The sequence below is a fragment of the Pseudonocardia abyssalis genome (assembly GCF_019263705.2).
Classification (GTDB): domain Bacteria; phylum Actinomycetota; class Actinomycetes; order Mycobacteriales; family Pseudonocardiaceae; genus Pseudonocardia; species Pseudonocardia abyssalis.
The window spans coordinates 1,229,718-1,247,739 of record NZ_JADQDK010000001.1; the positions used below are offsets into that span (position 1 = coordinate 1,229,718).

Sequence of the window (18,022 nt, forward strand, 5' to 3'; positions counted from 1 at the left end):
TCCGTACCACCACGTCGTGGTCATCCTCTCCGTCGCGCAGGACGGCTGTCACCGGCGGCAGGCGCCGCGGGTCATCGATGATCGGAGTGGCCGTGCAGTTCGGCGGCTGTGTCCGGGATCGTGACCGGTGCCGCGATGTGGCCGGCGGCGTGGTCGAAGAAGCGCAGCAGCTCGACCGGGAACGGCATGACGAGGGTGCTGTTCTTCTCCGCCGCGACGTCGGAGACCGTCTGCAGCAGCCGCAGCTGGAAGGCGCCGGGCGTGGCGTGCATGGCGCGGGCGGCGTCGGCGAGGCGGGTCGAGGCCTGGAACTCGCCGTCGGCGGCGATCACCCTGGCGCGGCGCTCGCGCTCGGCCTCGGCCTGGCGCGACATGGACCGCTTCATGGTCTCGGGCAGCGCGATGTCCTTGAGCTCGACGAGCTCGATCCGCACTCCCCAGGGCTGCTCGGTGGGCTCGTCGATGACGGCCTTGAGCTCGGCGCTGATCCGCTCGCGGTCCGAGAGCAGGGTGTCGAGGTCGGCGCGGCCGATGACGGTGCGCAGCGAGGTCTGGGCGACCTGGGAGACCGCGTGCTGGTAGTCCCGGACGTTGACGATGGCCTTCACCGGGTCGACGACCTTGAAGTAGACGGCGGCGTCGACCTGGACCGTGACGTTGTCCCGGGTGATCGCGCCCTGGCCGGGTACGGACAGGACGATCACCTGCACGGAGACCTTCTGCATGCGGTCGGCGATCGGCACGATGAGCCGCAGCCCGGGTTCGCGCACGCCCGGGAGCACCCGCCCGAAGCGGAAGACGACCCCGCGCTCGTACTGCTGCACCATCCGGATGCTGCCCAGGCCCAGCAGGACCAGCACGACCACCGCACCCACCAGCACGCTCTGCCATGTCTGCATGGGCAGACGCTGCCCGGGCGGGGCCGGGCGCGGGCAGGAGCGAACGCACCGGGCAGCCGGGTCGTCGGACCCGACCTCGGTACCCCTGAGGTCCCACGTCCGCACCTCACCCGGGTACTCCACGGCCGCACGGGACGAGGGCCGTCGCCGGAGGGCCCGGAGGACATGTCGCTCGGCGGCCGGTGCCCGGTCACCGCGGTCCACCGGATCGTGGCGGCCGGAGCAGCGCGGGCCACGGGCGAGCGCCTCCGCCCGGCCGACGGAGGGCCTGCGCCGATGGACATCTCGCCGATCGTGGTGACGGTGGTGCTCACCGCGCTCGTCGACTTCACCAACGGGTTCCACGACACCGCGAACGCGATGGCCATCTCGATCGCGACCGGGGCGCTGCGGCCCCGGGTGGCGGTCGGTATCGCCGCCGTCCCCGACCTCGCCGGAGCGTTCCTGTCGGTGCGGCCGCGCGGACGATCTCCGGGGGTCTGGTCGGTGACCGGCAAGATCGTCCTGCCGGCCCTCGTCGCCGACGTCCGGGTGGTCCCCGAGCCCGGTCCGGTAGGGCTCACGGTCCGGTAGGGCTCACGGTCCGGTAGGGCTCAGGGGGTGCCCGTCCGCGGGAGGATGTCCTCGACGAGCAGCCGGTGCACCTCGTCGGCCTGTTCGAAGGCCACCGCGTGCGCGGCTCCCTCGTAGGTCACCAGGTGCTTCTCGGGCGCGTCGAGCAGGCCGTACCACTCCAGCATCAGGTCGCGCCTGCCGTGCAGCTCGGCCGCGCCGTCGAGGACGTACACCGGGACCTGCAGCGCGGGCACGTCGCGCCGCAGGTCGAGGTCCTGGATCTGCGGGTACATCACCGCGAACGTGTCGACGAGCCCGCGGAGCACGTTCGCCTTCTCCATGGCGTCGTACTCGGAACCCAGCAGGCCGAAGGGGTCGAGCCCCGATGCCGCGCCGCGGGCGAGGTAGCCCGCCGACGGGGTGTAGGGGCCGTAGAGGCGGCCGTAGGCGTCCATGACCGCGGCGTTCGCCCAGGGGATGTCCCGGTAGGGCGGGACCCCGATCCGCTCCAGGGTGGCGGCGAGGTCGGTGTCGCCGGTCCGCGACGCGTACGCCTGCAGGTCGGTGTGGATCCGGCGGTCGGTCTCCTGGACGTCGACCATCTGGCCGCTGCCGATCCAGGCGTGGTAGAGGTCGGGGCGACGCTGCACGGCGAGGACCCCCAGGAGCGTGCCCCAGGACTCGCCCATGAGGAGGATCTTCTCCTCGCCGAAGCGGTCGCGCAGCTGCTCGCTCAGCGCGATGGTGTCCTCGACGGCCCGGTCGAGGGTGGCCCGCCCGGTCGGCAGCAGCCCGGCGTAGGACTTGCCGTTGCCGCGCTGGTCGTAGGTGGCGAACACGACGTCGTCGGTCCAGGGGGCGGACAGGACGCGGGCCAGCGCGAGGTCGGACTGCCCCGGCCCGCCGGAGAGGTAGAGCAGCACCGGGTCGTCCACGTCCGCGGCGCGGATCATGAGGGCGTGCCCGGTGCCGCCGAGCGTCACGGTCTCCAGCGAGGCCAGGCCGCCCGGCACGACGGCCCCGGTGGCGTCCACGACCGGCGGGGTGGATGCCGGCACGGCGACGAACGCGGCCATGGCGACGACGACCAGGCCCACGACACCGGTGCCGATCGCGCGGCGGGCGCGGTGCGGCACCGCCCCGGACCGCCGGAGCGCGATGCCGACGCCGATCCGGGCCCCGAGCAGCATCGGCAGGACGAGCAGCAGCGCGTGCACGCCGCGTCCGGCGAGCAGCGCGAGGACGCCGTAGACCGAGTCGAGCCGGACGGCGTCGACGGTCGGCAGCGCGACGGCCAGGCGGCCCAGCTCGAGCACCGCCCCGTACACCGCGGAGGTGGGCAGCACCGTCCACGCCGTGCCGGTCCCGCCACCGGCGACGAGCCCGAGCAGCGCGCCGAGGACCATGACGGCGACGGCCTGTCCGGCGGTCGTCGGCCCGAGCGGCACGGCGACCGCGGTCACCGCACCGGAGACCGCGGCCAGCGCGAGCGCCGCGGTGAGCGCTCCCCGCCGGCTCGGTGGGGTCACGCGTGCGGGTCCGCCGGTCGGTGCTGCGTCGGTGCGGGTCACCACCGTCTCCTCGGGGTCCGGGTCAGCGCGCGGGGACGAGTGGCCGGTCGCCGATCCGGACCTCGGGCAGGCCGGGGGTCTGCTCGGGCCGGTGGGTCACGATCAGCGCCGTGCGGCCCTCTGTCACGGCGAGCAGCTCGGCGGCCAGCGCGTCCGCGGTGGCCGGGTCGAGGTGGGCGGTGGGCTCGTCGAGGACCAGGACGTTGCGCTCGGCCAGCAGCGCGCGGGTGATCCCGATGCGCTGGCGCTCGCCGCCGGACACCGCGCCCCCGTGCTCGCCGACGGCGGTGTCGAGCCCGTCGGGCAGCCCGGCGAACCAGTCACCCAGCCGGGCCCGGCCCAACGCCGCGACGAGCTGCGCGTCGGTGGCGTCCGGGGCGGCGAGGGCCAGGTTGGCGCGCAGCGTGCTGTCGAACAGGTGGGTGCGGGCGCCGCACCAGGCGATGCCGTGGCGCACGTCGTCCCCGGCCAGCCCGCGCACGTCGTGGCCGTCGGCGCGCAGGGTGCCCGCGCTGGGGTCCAGGGTGCGCAGCAGGGCCGCGACCACGGTGGACTTCCCGGAGCCGGAGGGCCCGGTGAGCGCGAGGCGGGTGCCGCCGCGCAGGTCGAGATCGACGTCGTGCACGGCGTCGCGGCCCGCACCCGGCCAGCGGACGGCGAGCCCGTCGGCGGTGAAGCCCGACGGCGGCGCGACGTCGAGCGGGTGCGCGGGATCGGCGACGGCGACCGGCCGGGCCTCGAGCTCGGCGAGCCGCCGGGCGGCGGGCAGCGCGGTGAGCAGCCGGACGGCGGCGTCGGGCAGCCCCGCGACGACGTCGGCCATGGCCAGCGGGGTCAGCGCGAGCACCGCGAGCGCGGGCCCGGGCAGCGTCCCCGCCCGCACGGCGGCGATGCCGACGGCCGTGGCCGCCACGGACGTCGCCCCGATCGCGAGCACGCCGATCCCGGCACCGAGCCCGCGGGCGGTGGCCGCCCGGCGCAGCAGGGCCGCGAGCCGGGCGTCGGCGTCGGCGAGCCGGTCGCGGAACCGGCCGGCCGCACCGAAGGCGATCAGGTCGGGGGCGGCCTCGACGATCTCGACGCTGCGGGCCAGCACCTCGCCGCGGGCGGCGGCCGCCCGCCGCTCCGTGTGGTGGGCGGCCCATGCGGTGGTCGCGGGTGCGAGTACCCCCGCGACGAACAGGCCGATCGCGACGACCAGTCCCGCGGCGGGGAGCAGCAGCCCGATCCCCACGGCGGTGCCCGTCGCGACCGCGGCGGCGGCCACCGCGGGCAGCAGCACCCGCACCAGCAGGTCCTGCTGGGCGTCGACGTCGGAGATGAGCCGGGACAGCAGCTCCCCGCGCCGCAGCCGCGCGGTGGCGGCCGGTCCGAGCCGCAGCAGCGCCTCCCAGATCCGCACCCGCAGCGCGCTGGAGGCCCGCAGTGCGGCGTCGTGCGACACGAGCCGCTCGGCGTAGCGGAGCACGCCCTTGCCCAGCCCGAACGCGCGCACCGCGACGATGGCGACCATCAGGGCCAGCACCGGGGGGTGCAGCGCGGCGGAGGAGATCAGCCAGGCCGAGGTCGCGGTCAGCGCCACGCCGCACCCGAGCGCGAGTGCGCCGAGCAGGGCGGCGAGCGCCAGCCGGCCGCGCTGGTCGCGGGCCGCGGACAGCGACCAGCGCAGCGCGCCGCGCACCGGCGTGCCGATCGGGGACGGGGCCGGCCGCGGCCCTTCGGGGGCAGGAGGTGCCGCGGCCGGCGTCTGGGGGGAGAGCGGGTGCGTCACGGGGGCCGGCAGCTGCGGCGCGTCCACGGTGACCGTCCGGTCGCAGCCGGCGAGCACATCGGGCCGGTGGCTGACGAGCACGACGGTCCGCCCCGCCGCGATCCCGGGAAGGGCCGCGACGATCGCGGCCTCGGTGTCGGTGTCGACGCCCTCGGTCGGCTCGTCGAGCAGCAGCAGCGGCCGGTCGGCCAGCACGGCGCGGGCGAGCGCGACGCGGCGCTGCTGCCCGGTGGACATGCCCACCCCGTCCTCGCCGACGCGCCGGTCGAGCGGGACGTCCAGCGCAGCGGCGGCGGCGGCCGCTGCCACCCGCGGCTCCGGGGCGTCGGGCGCACCGAGGCGGATGTTGTCGGCGACGGTGCCGCGCACGAGCACCGGGCGTTGGGGGACCCAGGCGACGCGGCGGGACCAGGCGTCGCGGTCGATGTCGGCGAGGTCGACGCCGCCGACGGTGACCCGCCCGCCGTCCGGGCGGCGCAGGCCGAGCAGCAGGTCGACCAGGGTGGACTTGCCCGACCCGCTCGGGCCGCGGACACCCAGGACGGTGCCGGGCTCCAGCACCAGGTCGAGCCCGTCGAGGACGCGCCCTCCGCGGCCCTCGACGACGACGCCGTCGAGCCGGACGGCGACGCGCGACGGGTCCGGCGCGGGGATCCGCTCGCCGGAGCCGACGGTGGGTGTCTCCAGCACGGCGAACACCTCGGCGGCGGCGGCGAGCCCCTCCGCGGAGTCGTGGAAGCGGGCCCCGACCGCGCGCAGCGGCAGGTAGACCTCCGGCGCGAGGATCAGCACGACGAGTGCGGTGACGAGGTCGAGATGCCCCTCGACCAGGCGCAGCCCGATCGCGACGGCGACGAGCGCGACCGAGAGCGTCGCGAGCAGTTCGAGGACGAGCGCGGAGAGGAACGCGACGCGCAGGGTGCGCAGGGTCGCCTGGCGGTAGTCCTCGGCGAGGCTGCGCAGGCGCCCGGACTGGCGCCGGGCGCGCCCGAACGCGACGAGCACGTCCATCCCGGCGACGAGGTCGAGGAAGTGGTGGCCGAGCACCGCCAGGGTGCGCCACTGCCGGCGCGTGGAGCGCCCGGTGTGCATCCCGACGAGGATCATGAAGATCGGGATGAGCGGGACCGTCAGCCCGACGATCAGCCCGGACAGCGGGTCGGCGAACAGGATGCGCCCGGCGACGGCGGCCGGCACGGTGGCCGCGACCAGCAGGGTCGGGAGGTAGCGGCTGAAGTAGCCCTCCAGCCCGTCGAGGCCCCGGGTGGCCAGGGTGGCCAGCTCGCCGGTCGGCGGCAGGTCGGGGTGCCGCGGGCCCAGGGCCAGCACGTGCTCGACGAGCCGGGCCCGCAGCTGGCGGATGACGTCGGTGGACGCGCGGTGCGCGGCCACCTCCCCGGCCCAGGCGAGCACGGCGCGGGCGGAGACCGCGACGACCAGGCCCAGCAGCAGCGGGGCCAGCGCGTCGAGACCGGCACCGCCGAGGAAGGCGCCCTCGACGGCGCGGGCGAGCAGTTCGGCCGCCACGAGCACCAGGCCCGCGGTCGCCACGGAGAGCGCGGCGGCCAGCACGACGTAGCGCCGCGCCGCAGAGGCGTGCCGCAGCAACCGCGGGTCCAGTGGTCTCATCGGACCGGCTCATCCTTCCGGCCGTTGCGGGCGGGCAGCCCGGACGCGGCGGGGATGTCGGCCGCGCCGATGCGGCGGCGGAACACCCAGAACGTCCAGGACTGGTAGGCCAGCACCACGGGGGTGAACACGACCGCCACCCAGGTCATGATCTGCAGCGTGTAGGGCGTCGACGCCGCGTTCGTCGTGTTCAGGCTGAACGCCGGGTCGGTGCTCGAGGGCAGCACGTCCGGGTAGAGCGAGCCGAACAGCGTCACCGTCACCGCGACGATCGCGGTCGCGGTGAGCAGGAACGCCCAGCCCTCCCGCGCGCGTGCGTTCGCCAGCACCGCCCCGATCAGCGCCGCGGCCGCGACCAGCACGGGCACGACCGTCCAGAACGGTCCGTGCGCGAGGAACGTCCAGACCAGGAAGCCGCCGCCGAGCACGACCGAGGCCAGCCCGGCGCGCTGCGCCAGTGCGCGGGACCGCGTCCGGACGTCACCGTGGGTCTTGAGCGACAGGAACACCGCGCCGTGCAGGGCGAACAGGCTCAGCGTGGCGAGCCCGCCGAGCAACGCGTAGGGGTTGAGCAGGGTGAGCAGCGACCCGGTGAACTCGTGGTCGGCGTCCAGCGGCACCCCGGCCACGATGTTGGCGAACGCGACGCCCCAGAGCAGTGCGGGCACCGTCGACCCGACGACGATCCCGATGTCCCAGTTGCGGCGCCACCGGTCGCTGTCGATCTTGCCGCGGAACTCGAAGGCGACCCCGCGCACGATGAGCGCGACGAGGATGAGCAGCAGGGCCAGGAAGAAGCCGGAGAACAGGCTGGCGTACCACTCGGGGAACGCGGCGAACGTGGCGCCGCCCGCGACGAGCAGCCAGACCTCGTTGCCGTCCCAGACCGGGCCGATCGTGTTGATCGCGACCCGGCGGTCCTTCTCGGTGCGCCCGACGAACGGGAGCAGCATCCCGACGCCGAAGTCGAAGCCCTCCAGGACGAAGTAGCCGGTCCACAGGACGGCGATGAGCAGGAACCAGATGTCGGTGAGTGCCATGTCGGGTCCCTCAGTAGGCCACGGCCAGCGGCCGCGGTCCGTCGGTGTCGGTGGGGGTGGCCGTGGCGGCGGGGGGTGGCCCGGCCTTGGCGTAGCGGATCATCAGGTAGCCGTCGACGACCGCGAGGGCGCCGTAGAGCAGCGTGAGGACGATCAGCGAGGTGAGCACCATCGGTGTGGTCACGGAGGGGGAGACGCCGTCGGCGGTGCGCAGGACGCCGTACACGGCCCAGGGCTGGCGGCCCATCTCGGTGAAGATCCAGCCTGCGCTGTTGGCGGCGAAGGGGAGGACCAGGCCGGCCACCCCGACGGTGTAGAACCAGCGCGGCACCGGGCGGCGGGCGCGGCGGCGGGTCAGCCACAGCCCGACCACGGAGATCAGCCCCGCGAGCAGCCCGAAGCCGATCATGAGCCGGAACGTCCAGTACGTCGCCGGGATGTTCGGCGTGTAGTCGCCGGGCCCGTAGGTCTGCTCGGCGGCCGCCTGGAGCTGGTTGATGCCCTCGACCTCCCCGTCGAACGAGCCGGTGGCCATGAACGACAGGATGCGGGGGACCCGCACGCTGAACAGCTCCTGCGACCCGTCCAGCGAGCCCACCGTGAACAGCGAGAACGACGCGGGCGCGACCGTGTCGTAGAGGGCCTCGGCGGCGGCCATCTTCATCGGCTGCTGCTCGGTCATGAGCCGGGCCTGCAGATCGCCGGTGACGACGACGCCGAGGCTGGCGATGAGCACGGTGACCAGTGCGAGCCGCATCGAGGGGCGGAACACCTCGGTGTGCCGGTCGCGGGCGAGGTGCCAGGCACTGACGGCGAGGACGAACATCCCGGCGGTGACGAAGCAGGCGGTGATCGTGTGCAGGAAGGCCCCGACCGCGGTGGAGTTGGTGAGTACGGCGCCGAAGTCGACGAGCTCGGCGCGGCCGCGCTCGTCGTTGACGATCGAGCCGACCGGGTGCTGCATCCAGGAGTTCGCGGCGAGGATGAAGTAGGCCGACAGGACGGTGCCGATCGCGGCGAGCCAGATGCAGGCCAGGTGCAGCCCCTTGGACAGCCGGTCCCAGCCGAAGATCCACAGGCCGAGGAAGGTCGACTCCAGGAAGAACGCGAGCAGTCCCTCGATGGCCAGCGGGGCGCCGAAGATGTCGCCGACGTAGCGGCTGTAGTCGCTCCAGTTCATCCCGAACTGGAACTCCTGGACGATCCCGGTCACCACGCCCATCGCGAAGTTGATCAGGAGCAGCTTGCCCCAGAACTTGGTCATGCGTAGGTAGCGGTCGTCGTCGGTGCGGTACCAGGCGGTCTGCATGCCGGCCACGAGGACGGACAGGCCGATCGTCAGCGGGACGAACAGGAAGTGGTACACGGTGACGATCGCGAACTGCCACCGCGCGAGATCGAGGTTCATCACTCCTCCGTGAGCGGTCGGGCGCCGGTACTCCGGCTCACCACGACCTTCGCCCGGAGAGCCCAGCGCTCGGGAGGGCCGAACGGCCCCCCGCGGACGGCCGGCGGTCCCGCCCTCAGCCCCCGGTAGGTCGTGGCGACCGGAGATCGCCCATCGGGACGAGGGCAACGTCCGGAGCAGACTCGCCGGTGGTGCTGCACGTCACCAGCACACCGCGGAGCGGCCGTGCGGCGATGGTGGTCGCCGGCTCGGTGGATCGGGCCGCGCTCGCCCGCCTGGACAGCCTGCTGTCGCGGCCGTGCGCCGCGTGAGCGACCCGCGTGGACCTCCCGGATCGCCCCTCGACACGACCTTCCGCATCCACCGGGACGCCCGTGGGGCCCATGCGGCCGTCGCGGCGCCGCCGTGACGACGCCGTGACGGCGCAGGGCCGAGGCGCTGTGACCGTCAGCGTGGCCCGTGGCGCAGCTCGGCCGCGTAGACCGCGGCCTCCGTGCGGCGGGCGAACCCGAGCTTGTGCAGCAACGAGGAGACGTAGTTCTTGACCGTCTTCTCCGCGAGGTACATCTCGGCGCCGATCTGGCGGTTGGTCATGCCCTCGGCGATCAACTCCAGGATCCGGCGTTCCTGCGGGCTGAGCGACTCGTAGCGCGGGTCGGCCGGGGCGTCCCCGGTGCGCAGCCGTTCGAGGACCGTGGCCGTGGCCCGCGGGTCCAGCAGGGACCCGCCCGCCGCGACCGTGCGCACCGCACCGACCAGATCGACCCCGGCGACCTGCTTGAGCAGGTAGCCCGACGCACCGGCCATGATCGCGCCGAACAGGGCCTCGTCGTCGGAGTACGAGGTGAGCATCAGGCACGCGGGCGGCGGCTGGACGGCCGACCGCACCTCGCGGCACACCGAGACGCCCTCGCCGTCGGGGAGCCGGACGTCCAGGATCGCGACGTCCGGGCGCAGCGCCGGGATGCGGGCCAGCGCCTGCGCAGCCGTGCCGGCCTCCCCGACGACCGTGATGTCGTCCTCGGACTCCAGCAGCTGCGCGATGCCACGCCGGACGATCTCGTGGTCGTCCAGCAGGAACACGGAAATGGTCACGGCCTGCCTCTCGTCGTCGCCGCGTCGACGGTACCTGCCGACAGGGGTCCGCGTCTGTGCCGATGGGCCCCGACCGGGAGGGCCGGACGGCCCAGCGCGGGCCGTCCCGGCCGGATCCGCCGGTCCCCGGTGTCGTGATGGCGGCGGTCCTGGTGGTCTGGGCCTGCTGCTCGGTGCGGCGATGCTCCTCGCCACCGTCGGCGCCGTGTTGCGACGCCGACCGGCCCGGGGCAGTGCACGACGGGCGTTCCGCGCCCACCGGGTGGCCGACCGGGACCGGGTCAGTGCATCAGGACCGCTTCGAGCATGCGGCGTGGTGTCCGCTCGATCCGGCTCGCGCCCGGTCCTGGGTGACCGATCCGGATCACCAGCTGGGGACGGTCCGGTGAGCGCAGGACGGACGACGCCAGCCGCGCGCGGGTTGCGGGGACCTCCTGCGACTGGCTGAGCGGGGTGGTGGCCAGCCCCTGAACGGTCGCCGTGAGCAGCGCCGCGCTGGTCGCCTCGCCGGCGAGCAGGTGATCGAGCACCTCGTCGCCGGTGGTGGTGAGGACGAGCAGGACGGAACCGTCGTGCCCGCCCGGTGCCGGCTGCGGCCGGGTGCTGCCCAGCGTCCCGCGCGGGAACGCCCGCAGGTCCGGGGCCGCGGTGCGCGTGGTGCGGGCGGTGGCCGGGATGCCGTCGCGTGCGGCGGCCCAGCGGTGGCTCCAGATCGTCAGCTCGGCTGCGTAGCCGGGCGCGAAGCGCTGCCGCGCCCCGGCATCGGCCAGTACCTCGTCGAGCCGACGACGCGCACCGGGCTCGGTCACCGGGTGCAGTGTCGCGCCGTACTGCGTCGCGCACGCGACGAGCCGCCCGATCGCCTGCGGGGAGACGGGGTCGGCGCCGAACGGGCGGCGGTCGGTCCGGCGTTCGTCGATGGCCCGGCTCAGCTGGGCGAGCCCGGTGTCGCCCGCCCCGGGGCGGACACGCACGGTCGCCAGGTGCCAGCGGTCCTCCGGTGACGGGAGCCGGTGGACGTGCGCCGACAGGCGCGCGGCGGCGAGGGCGACCTGGAGGTGGTGCAGAGCCGCACCGCAGCTCAGGACGAGATCGCGAAGGTCGGGGTCGGTGGCCACCAGCTGTCGTGCCGGGTCGGCGTGCAGCTCGATCAGCCCGTCGGTGAGCCGCCACCGCCACGGCTGCGTGTTGTGCACCGACGGCGCCTGCAGTGCCCGCTGCACCGCGACCGCGAGTACACCGACGGGAACGTCCCTATCTGCCATGTGTGCACCGTCCCCCCGGCAGATCGGGCCGCACAGAGGCGATCAGCACCGAGTCCGTGGTGACCCGTGGGGCCGCGGTTTGGGGTCGGAGGTCCCGACGACCGTGGTCCGCCGACCCTGGGACGCCCCGCGTGGCCCGGAGACTCTGGTCGGAGAGACGTCGGACCCGATGGAGGCGCGTGCGCATGGACGGCAACAGGGACGGCGGCCTGATCGTGGTCGGCGTGGACGCCTCGGACTCCGCCAGGGAGGCCGCCGAGTGGGCCGCAGACCTCGCATCGGCCGAGCGCGCGCCGCTGCTCCTCGTGCACGTGGTGCCGGGTGGTTACCAGGACGCGCCGATCACCCCCATTCCGGCGTGGCTGGCCGAGTTGCGGGACGTCGCGGTGCGCCTGGGGGCGGAGCCGTGCGTCGCGGAGGTGCAGCCCGGCACACCGGTCGACGTGCTCGGGACCCGCGCGGAGGGGGCCGCGATGCTGGTCCTCGGCAGCTACGGCGAGGCCGGGTGGTCGGGGATGCTCGCGGGCACCGTGGCGGTGTCCCTCCTGGAACGGGTCCGGTGTCCGGTCGCGGTGATCCGGGGCAAGGTCCCGCAGCTGCCGCCGCCCCGTGGCGGTCCCGTGGTGGTGGGGGTCGACGGTTCGCCGGCCGGCCGCGCCGCGCTCGACGTCGCGGCCGGGCTGGCCGAGGTGTTGGGCGCGCGACTGGTGGGGACGCGGGCGTGGTCGGACGTCGTCGCCGGGAGCGACGGGTCCGCACACCGCAGGCCCGAGGACTGGCCGGTCCTCGCGGACGAGGCGGGCAGGATGCTCGCCGCCGAGCTCGGCCGGGTCGCCGCCGCGCACCCCGAGCTCGTGATCGAGCACGACGTCGACGAGGACACCCCGCTACGGGTCCTGCTCGACCGGGCAGGCACGGCCCGGATGATCGTGGTCGGGCACCGCCGCACCGCGCCGCAGACCGGGATGCCGCAGACCGGGATGCCGCAGACCGGGATGCTGCTCGGGTCGACCAGCCGAGCCCTGGTCGAGTTCGCGGAGTGTCCCGTCGTCGTGGTCGGACCCGCGATGGTGGCCGCCGAACCCGCCGCCGGCGGCCTGGTACCGGGTGACCGACAGGGCTTCAGCCGAGGTGCACCCGGTCGGGCCGACTGACCGCGTCGCGGACCCGGGCCCGGACGGCGGTGTGCATCTGCAGCCCGTCGAGATCGGCGACGTCCCACCACCGGGCGTCGCTGGTCTCGTGCCGATCGGGCCGCGGCACGCCCGGCCGGGCGATGGCGTGGAAGCAGACGGCGAACGGCTGCCGCACGACCCCCGCCTGCTCCACGACGTGGCCCGGATCGGAGTACAGACCTGCGACGCCCCGTACGTCGACCACCAGGCCACTTTCCTCGGCCACCTCACGGACGAGTGCCGCCACGGCCGACTCCCCGGGGTCGACGCGGCCACCGGGCAGCTCCCAGTCACCGGTGTCGGCGCGGCGGACCAGCAGGACGCGGCCGGTCGTGTCGCGGGCCACGGCGTACACGAGTGGCACCACGACGGCGGCGGGCGGTGCGACCGGGTCGTGGTAGTGCTCGACGCGGGTGGGGGCGGTCAGGTCCATGGACATGTCGTCTCCCTGCGGTAGGCCTCCACCGCGGTCGGGAGGGTCGGGAAGATCCGGTCCTCCCCGATGCGGTCGCGGAGCCCGCTGCGCGCGAGGTCCTCGAGCAGCTCGTGCTTGGCGCGGGCCAGCGCCACGGTCACGCCGCGCTGCCGCAGCTCGTCGCACAGCCCGAGCAGCGCGTCCACCGCCGTGATGTCGACCTCGACCACCGCCTCGACGTTGAGCAGTAGCCACCGGGCCTGCGGATCCGCGTCCACCGCGGCCATGGCGCGGGCGCGGAAGTCGTCGGCGTTGGCGAAGCACAGCGGCGCGTCGTACCGGTACACCACCAGCCCCGGGACGGTCGTTGCGCCGGGGTGGTCGTCGACGTCGTGCATCCCGGCCAGGCCGGGGACGAACCCGAGTACGCCGTCGTGCGGTCGGGACACCCGCCGCAGCAGGTCGAGGATCGACAGGCCGACAGCGGCGAGCACGCCGGTGAGCACACCCAGCGCGAGCACCGCGGCGGTGGTGGTCACCGCGATGAGCAGCTCGGAGCGACGGAACCGGGCGAACCGGCAGAACTCCCGCCGGTCGACGAGCCGGACCGCGGCGTAGACGACGAGTGCGCCCAGCGCGGCGGTCGGGAAGGCGGCGAGGACGGGGCCCCCGGCCAGCAGGACGGCGAGCACGGCCAGCACCGTCACCACCGAGGCCAGCTGGCTGCGGCCGCCGACCGATGCGCCGATCGCGGTCCGGCTGCCGCTGCTGCTGACCGGGAATCCCTGCAGGACGCCGGCGGCGATGTTGGCGGTGCCGAGGGCGAGCAGCTCCTGGTCGGCGTCGACCCGCTGCCCGCTGGGCGCGAACGCCCGGGCCGTGAGCACGTTGTCGGAGTACGCCACCAGCGCGACGCCGAGCGCGGGCAGCAGCAGGGCGCCGAGGTCCGCCGCGCCCACCGCGGGGACGGCGAAGGACGGGAGCCCCGGCGGGACCGCGCCGACCACGGCCACCCCGAGTCGCGGCAGGTCGAGCGCGGCGCTGACGGCGGTGGCGAGCAGCACCGCGAGCAGGGGCCCCGGCAGGCGGGGGGCGAGCGCGGCGACGACCACGAGGACGGCGAGCACCGCCACCGAGAGGACGAGCGTGGGCAGGTGGACCCCGCCGAGCCCGCCCACGACGCCGGCGATGTCGTCGACGAACGTGCCACCGTCGACCGGTATCCCGGTGAGCCGGCCGAGCTGACCGGCGATCATGATCAGGGCGATCCCGGTGAGGTAGCCGACGAGCACCGGGCGCGACAGCAGGTCGGCCAGGAAACCCAGCCGCGCTGCTCGCCCGGCGAGGCACAGCACCCCGACCAGCGCGGCGAGCGCGGCGGACAGCGCCGCGTGGCGACCCGGGTCGCCCCCCGCGAGCGGGGCGATCGCGATGAGGGTCATCACCGCGGTCGTCGATTCCGGACCCACGGAGAGCAGCCGCGAGGAACCGAACACCGCATAGGCGGTGAGCGCCGCGAGCGAGGCCCAGAGGCCGGCGACCGCCGGCAGACCGGCCACCTCCGCGTAGGCGAGCACCTGCGGCACCAGGTAGGCCGCGACGGTGGCGCCGGCGAGCAGGTCGGCGGACACCGCCCGCCGGTCGCGGCGGCGCACCGCCGCGAGCCCCGGCCGGATCCCGGTCCCGAGCCGCGTGCCGACGCGCCGCACCTCAGCTCACCGGTCCGGGAGCGTGGAGCCGGCGGGGCCGATGCCGGTGACGCCCGTGCGGATGCGCATCGGTCCACCTCGCCGGTCGAAGGAGTTCTGGAGGTACCGATCGTGCGCGTGCGGTGCCGGCGCGACCACGGTCGAGCGGATGCTCCCGGCAGGGCCGCTGGTCGGTCGGAGAACGGGACCTTCGCCGCTGACGGCCGGCTCACGCTGCTGGGACCGTCGGATCTCCGAACGAATTCCTCCGATCACCGAGGTGATGACCTGATGGAGACCCCACGCAGCAGTACCGCCGTCGCGGACCGCACCGTGCTGGACCGGCTCGTGCAGGCCGGGATCTCGAGGGAACGGGCGATCGAACACGTCCGCGGCGGCTGGGTCCTCGTCGACGGACGCCGGGTCACCGACCCCGACACCCCGGCGGACCCGCCCGTGCACGTCGAGCTCCGGTCCATCCCCCGCACACCGGACCGCTGACCCGCACGCCACCCGCGGAGGGGCCGGATCCCCGATGACGGCGGACACCGGGCGGGTCATCCCGCGCGAGCGCATCGACGTGCGCGCGGTGGCGCTGTTCCTGATGGTCGCGTTCGCCGTGGCCCGGCTGTTCAGCGCTCCGCTGTGGTGGAGCGGACGCGGGCTGCGGACGCCCGGGGGCGGGGTACCTCGTCCCGGTGACCGGCCTGCGGTCGCCGGGCGGGATCAGGTCGACCGATCGAGGCGCGGCAGGCCAGCCGGCCGTCGCGGTCGGGGCGGACGGTTCGCCCGGCTCCTTCGCCGCGCTGGACTTCGCGCTGCGGGTGGCGGCCCGCCGCGGCGCCCTCCTGAGGGTGGTGGTCGCGGTGGAGCCCTCGGAGCTCTGGGCGAGCGCCTACGGGCCCGTGCGGCCGTCCCCGCGGGGGGCGGCGCCCGGGCCGTCCGCGGATGCCCTGTTCAGCGCCGCCCGGGATGCCGACCTGCTGGTCGTGTGCATCGCGGGCGCGGGCTGTCGTGAGCGTCCGGCTCGGCTCGGTCGGGCTGCGCTGCGTGGTGGGCGCCCCGTGTCCGGTCACGGTCGTGCGGTCCACACCGGCGACCGAACCCGTCGTCGCCCCGATGACCGGGACGGTCGTGGCGAAGTCCGGAGCGGCCGCCTTGATGACCGAGCCGCCGCGGAAGGTGCGGCGGGTGGAAGGTGTCGTCACCGTGGTCGACCGGCTGCGGTACCGGCTGGACGAGCGGCTCGCCGATGCCGTCGTGCACCCCTGTTCTGACCGCGGAGGTCCGTGGGGAACGGGTCGGAGGGCCCCCGGGCACGGGGCGTTGGACGCTGCCCGGCGGGGTCGCCGCGGAGACACGATCGCCCCACATCGACGAGGAGAAGGCCATGAACGCTCGACGGAGCAGGACCGTAGTGGTGGGTATCGACGGCTCGCAGAGCGCGCTCGAGGCGGCGCGCTGGGCGGCGGACGAGGCGTCGCGGCGGCATCTCGGGCTGCGGCTGGTGTACGCGTTCGGCTGGACCACCGAGCTCGTCGTCGGGCACCCCGGCCTCGGCGAGCATCGCCGCGACATCATGCTCGAGCACGCCCGGCGCGACCTGGCCACGGCGGAGGCGGCCGTCGCCCGGCACGCCCCCGACGTGCCCGTGGAGCGCGAGCTCGTCGTCGGCTACCCGATCGGGGTCCTGGTGACGGAGTCGCGCCGGGCGGAGCTGATGGTGCTCGGCGACCGCGGCCTGAGCCGGATCGGTGGCCTGCTGCTGGGGTCGGTGGCGCACGCGCTGGCGTCGCACGGTGCGTGTCCGGTGGTGGTCGTGCGCGGTGCGGGACAGGCGGTCTCGGCGTCGGCGCCGGTCGTCGTGGGGATCGACGGGTCGCCGGTGAGCGAGGCGGCGCTGGCCTTCGCCTACGAGGAGGCGGCGCTGCGGGACGCCCCGCTCGTGGCGGTGCACACGTGGATGGACCTGGTGGCCGACCCGGCGATCGCGCCGCTGCTGGACTGGGAGGCCATCGAGGTCGACGAGCGCGTGGTGCTGGGCGAGCGCATCGCGGGTTGGGCCGAGAAGTACCCGGACGTGCCGGTACGGCGCGTCGTGACCCGCGACCGGGCGGCGCACGCCCTGCTGAAGGAGGCGGTGGGGGCCCAGCTCGTGGTCGTGGGGTCGCGCGGGCGCGGCGGGTTCGCGGGCCTGCTGCTCGGGTCGGTCGGCCATGCGCTGCTGCACCGCAGCCCGTGCCCGGTCGCCGTCGTGCGGACCGAGGAGACCGGGGAGCAGGGATGACGGCGGTGGCCGCGCCCGCCGCGGTGCGGGACCTGACCGGTCTCACCGCGGCCGTCGAGGATCCCGCCGCGCTCGACGCACTCCGCCTGCGGGTGGGCGACCTGGCCGGCTCCGCGCCGTTCCCGCCCGCGCTGGAGTCCGCGGTGCGTGCCGCCTACGAGCGGTTGCCCGATCCCGAGGAGCGCGGAGCCGTCGTGGCGGTGCGGTCCTCAGCGGTGGGGGAGGACGGCACGGACGACTCGTTCGCCGGGATGAACGTCACCTTCACCCATGTGTGCGGCGTCGATCGCCCGGCCGTCGCCTCCGCCGAGCGGAGGGTGCTGCTCGACGCGGCACGCCGTGGGGCGGTGCGCTGATGCGCGCCCACGTGGGGGACTGGCTGGTGGTCCCGGTGGCGCCGGGCGACCACCTGGTGCGGCGCGGGCGGATCGTCGGTGTCCCGCACGAGGACGGCTCCCCGCCCTACCGCGTGCGGTGGCTCGACGACGACCACGAGTCACTGCTGTTCCCGCCACCGGACGCGCGCCTGCAGTGCCCGTCCCGGAAGGGGGGCGGTCACGATGCAGCGACCGCGGAAGCCCGGTGACCGTCCGTCGGAGCGCGCGGTGCGGCCACGCCGCAGGCTCACCGACGTCGTCGAGGACCTCGTGGCGTGGATGCTCGCCTGCGCCGGACTGCTCCTGTTGACGGTGGCGGTCCTGGGCGGGATCGTCGTGCACGCCGGGACCGTCGAGCGCGGCCGTCTCGAGAGCGCCGCCCGCACCTCGACCGAGGCCGTCCTGCTCGAGGACGCGGCGGCGGCCGCCGGGGAGTACGGGACGGCGCGGGGCCAGGTGGTGGTCCCGGCGCGCTGGCTCGACCCGGACGGGGTGTCGCGCACCGGCTCGGTGACCGCCGGAGCGGGTGCCCGCGCCGGGGCCGTGGTGAGGATCTGGCTCGACCGCGACGGCCGGGTCGTTCCCCGTCCCGTCGGCGAGGTCGGGGCCGTGGTCGCCGGGGGTCTCGCGGTGGTGGGTCTGATGCTGGGCGGGGGCGTGGTGCTGGGCGCGACCTGGGCGGCTGTGCGCGGCATGGTCGGGCGGGCCAACTCCGCGCGCTGGGAACGGGACTGGGAGCGGTTCGGCCCGGAGTGGAGCCGTAGCGGGCGATGACTGGGCGTCGTGATCTGGGCGTCGTGATCTCCGGCGGCTCCCGGTCCGGCGGTCGTTGAGGCCGGTGCGGGAC

General features: G+C 75.2%; 15 protein-coding genes and 1 pseudogene. 7 read left to right on the plus strand and 9 right to left on the minus strand.

Going from position 1 to position 18,022, the window contains the following annotated elements; translation table 11 throughout:
- Positions 1–71: 71 nt before the first annotated feature.
- Positions 72–899, minus strand: a complete 828-nt coding sequence (locus tag I4I81_RS05900; protein WP_218602059.1) for an SPFH domain-containing protein — start codon at positions 897–899, stop codon at positions 72–74.
- Between the two features lie 276 nt (positions 900–1,175).
- On the opposite strand from I4I81_RS05900, the pseudogene I4I81_RS05905 reads away from it, so the two are divergent.
- Positions 1,176–1,408, plus strand: a pseudogene (locus I4I81_RS05905) (inorganic phosphate transporter); the annotation flags it as partial.
- Positions 1,409–1,492: 84 nt separating this feature from the next.
- Here the strand turns inward: I4I81_RS05905 and I4I81_RS05910 are convergent.
- The 6 genes from I4I81_RS05910 to I4I81_RS05935 all read right to left on the minus strand — a co-directional run bounded on the left by I4I81_RS05910 (position 1,493) and on the right by I4I81_RS05935 (position 11,233).
- Entirely contained in the window at positions 1,493–2,983 is a 1,491-nt protein-coding gene (locus I4I81_RS05910; protein WP_218602058.1) for an alpha/beta fold hydrolase, read from the minus strand.
- A 64-nt stretch (positions 2,984–3,047) separates the two neighbouring features.
- Complete coding sequence (gene cydD, locus I4I81_RS05915) at positions 3,048–6,425, minus strand: thiol reductant ABC exporter subunit CydD (RefSeq protein WP_218615865.1); 3,378 nt, start codon at positions 6,423–6,425, stop codon at positions 3,048–3,050.
- A complete protein-coding gene (cydB, locus tag I4I81_RS05920) occupies positions 6,422–7,465 on the minus strand; it encodes a cytochrome d ubiquinol oxidase subunit II (RefSeq protein WP_218603513.1) in 1,044 nt (347 codons plus the stop codon). Before cydB ends, cydD begins: the two co-directional genes overlap by 4 nt.
- A gap of 10 nt (positions 7,466–7,475) precedes the next feature.
- Complete coding sequence (locus I4I81_RS05925; RefSeq protein ID WP_218603514.1) at positions 7,476–8,876, minus strand: cytochrome ubiquinol oxidase subunit I; 1,401 nt, start codon at positions 8,874–8,876, stop codon at positions 7,476–7,478.
- A 444-nt stretch (positions 8,877–9,320) separates the two neighbouring features.
- On the minus strand, positions 9,321–9,968 hold the full coding sequence (locus I4I81_RS05930) for a response regulator (protein WP_218603515.1): 648 nt from the start codon (positions 9,966–9,968) through the stop codon (positions 9,321–9,323).
- 281 nt (positions 9,969–10,249) lie between these two features.
- Positions 10,250–11,233, minus strand: coding sequence for an Acg family FMN-binding oxidoreductase (locus I4I81_RS05935; RefSeq protein ID WP_218603516.1), 984 nt, complete (start codon positions 11,231–11,233; stop codon positions 10,250–10,252).
- Between the two features lie 185 nt (positions 11,234–11,418).
- Here I4I81_RS05935 and I4I81_RS05940 point away from each other — a divergent pair, with 185 nt between their 5' ends.
- Positions 11,419–12,387: a universal stress protein gene (locus tag I4I81_RS05940; protein WP_218603517.1), complete on the plus strand. Its 969-nt coding sequence runs from the start codon at positions 11,419–11,421 to the stop codon at positions 12,385–12,387.
- Here the strand turns inward: I4I81_RS05940 and I4I81_RS05945 are convergent.
- Positions 12,356–12,847 carry an NUDIX hydrolase gene (locus tag I4I81_RS05945; RefSeq protein ID WP_275957367.1) on the minus strand — a complete coding sequence of 164 codons (492 nt, stop codon included), beginning with the start codon at positions 12,845–12,847 and terminating at the stop codon, positions 12,356–12,358. The two genes, I4I81_RS05940 and I4I81_RS05945, sit on opposite strands and share 32 nt — an antisense overlap.
- Positions 12,832–14,532, minus strand: coding sequence for a SulP family inorganic anion transporter (locus tag I4I81_RS05950; RefSeq protein ID WP_226363777.1), 1,701 nt, complete (start codon positions 14,530–14,532; stop codon positions 12,832–12,834). Before I4I81_RS05950 ends, I4I81_RS05945 begins: the two co-directional genes overlap by 16 nt.
- Positions 14,533–14,802: 270 nt before the next feature.
- On the opposite strand from I4I81_RS05950, the gene I4I81_RS05955 reads away from it, so the two are divergent.
- The 5 genes from I4I81_RS05955 (at position 14,803) to I4I81_RS05975 (ending at position 17,949) form a co-directional block, all read left to right on the plus strand.
- Positions 14,803–15,012: an Hsp15 family protein gene (locus tag I4I81_RS05955; protein WP_218603518.1), complete on the plus strand. Its 210-nt coding sequence runs from the start codon at positions 14,803–14,805 to the stop codon at positions 15,010–15,012.
- A gap of 889 nt (positions 15,013–15,901) precedes the next feature.
- Positions 15,902–16,798: a universal stress protein gene (locus I4I81_RS05960; RefSeq protein WP_218603519.1), complete on the plus strand. Its 897-nt coding sequence runs from the start codon at positions 15,902–15,904 to the stop codon at positions 16,796–16,798.
- The gene (locus I4I81_RS05965) at positions 16,795–17,154 is read left to right on the plus strand and encodes a PEP/pyruvate-binding domain-containing protein (protein ID WP_218603520.1); all 360 of its coding nucleotides are present in this window, start codon (positions 16,795–16,797) and stop codon (positions 17,152–17,154) included. Before I4I81_RS05960 ends, I4I81_RS05965 begins: the two co-directional genes overlap by 4 nt.
- Positions 17,154–17,384, plus strand: coding sequence for a DUF1918 domain-containing protein (locus I4I81_RS05970; RefSeq protein WP_218603521.1), 231 nt, complete (start codon positions 17,154–17,156; stop codon positions 17,382–17,384). Before I4I81_RS05965 ends, I4I81_RS05970 begins: the two co-directional genes overlap by 1 nt.
- Entirely contained in the window at positions 17,359–17,949 is a 591-nt protein-coding gene (locus tag I4I81_RS05975; protein WP_218615866.1) for an Rv1733c family protein, read from the plus strand. The genes I4I81_RS05970 and I4I81_RS05975 overlap by 26 nt, the downstream gene beginning before the upstream one ends.
- The last annotated feature ends 73 nt before the right edge of the window (positions 17,950–18,022 follow it).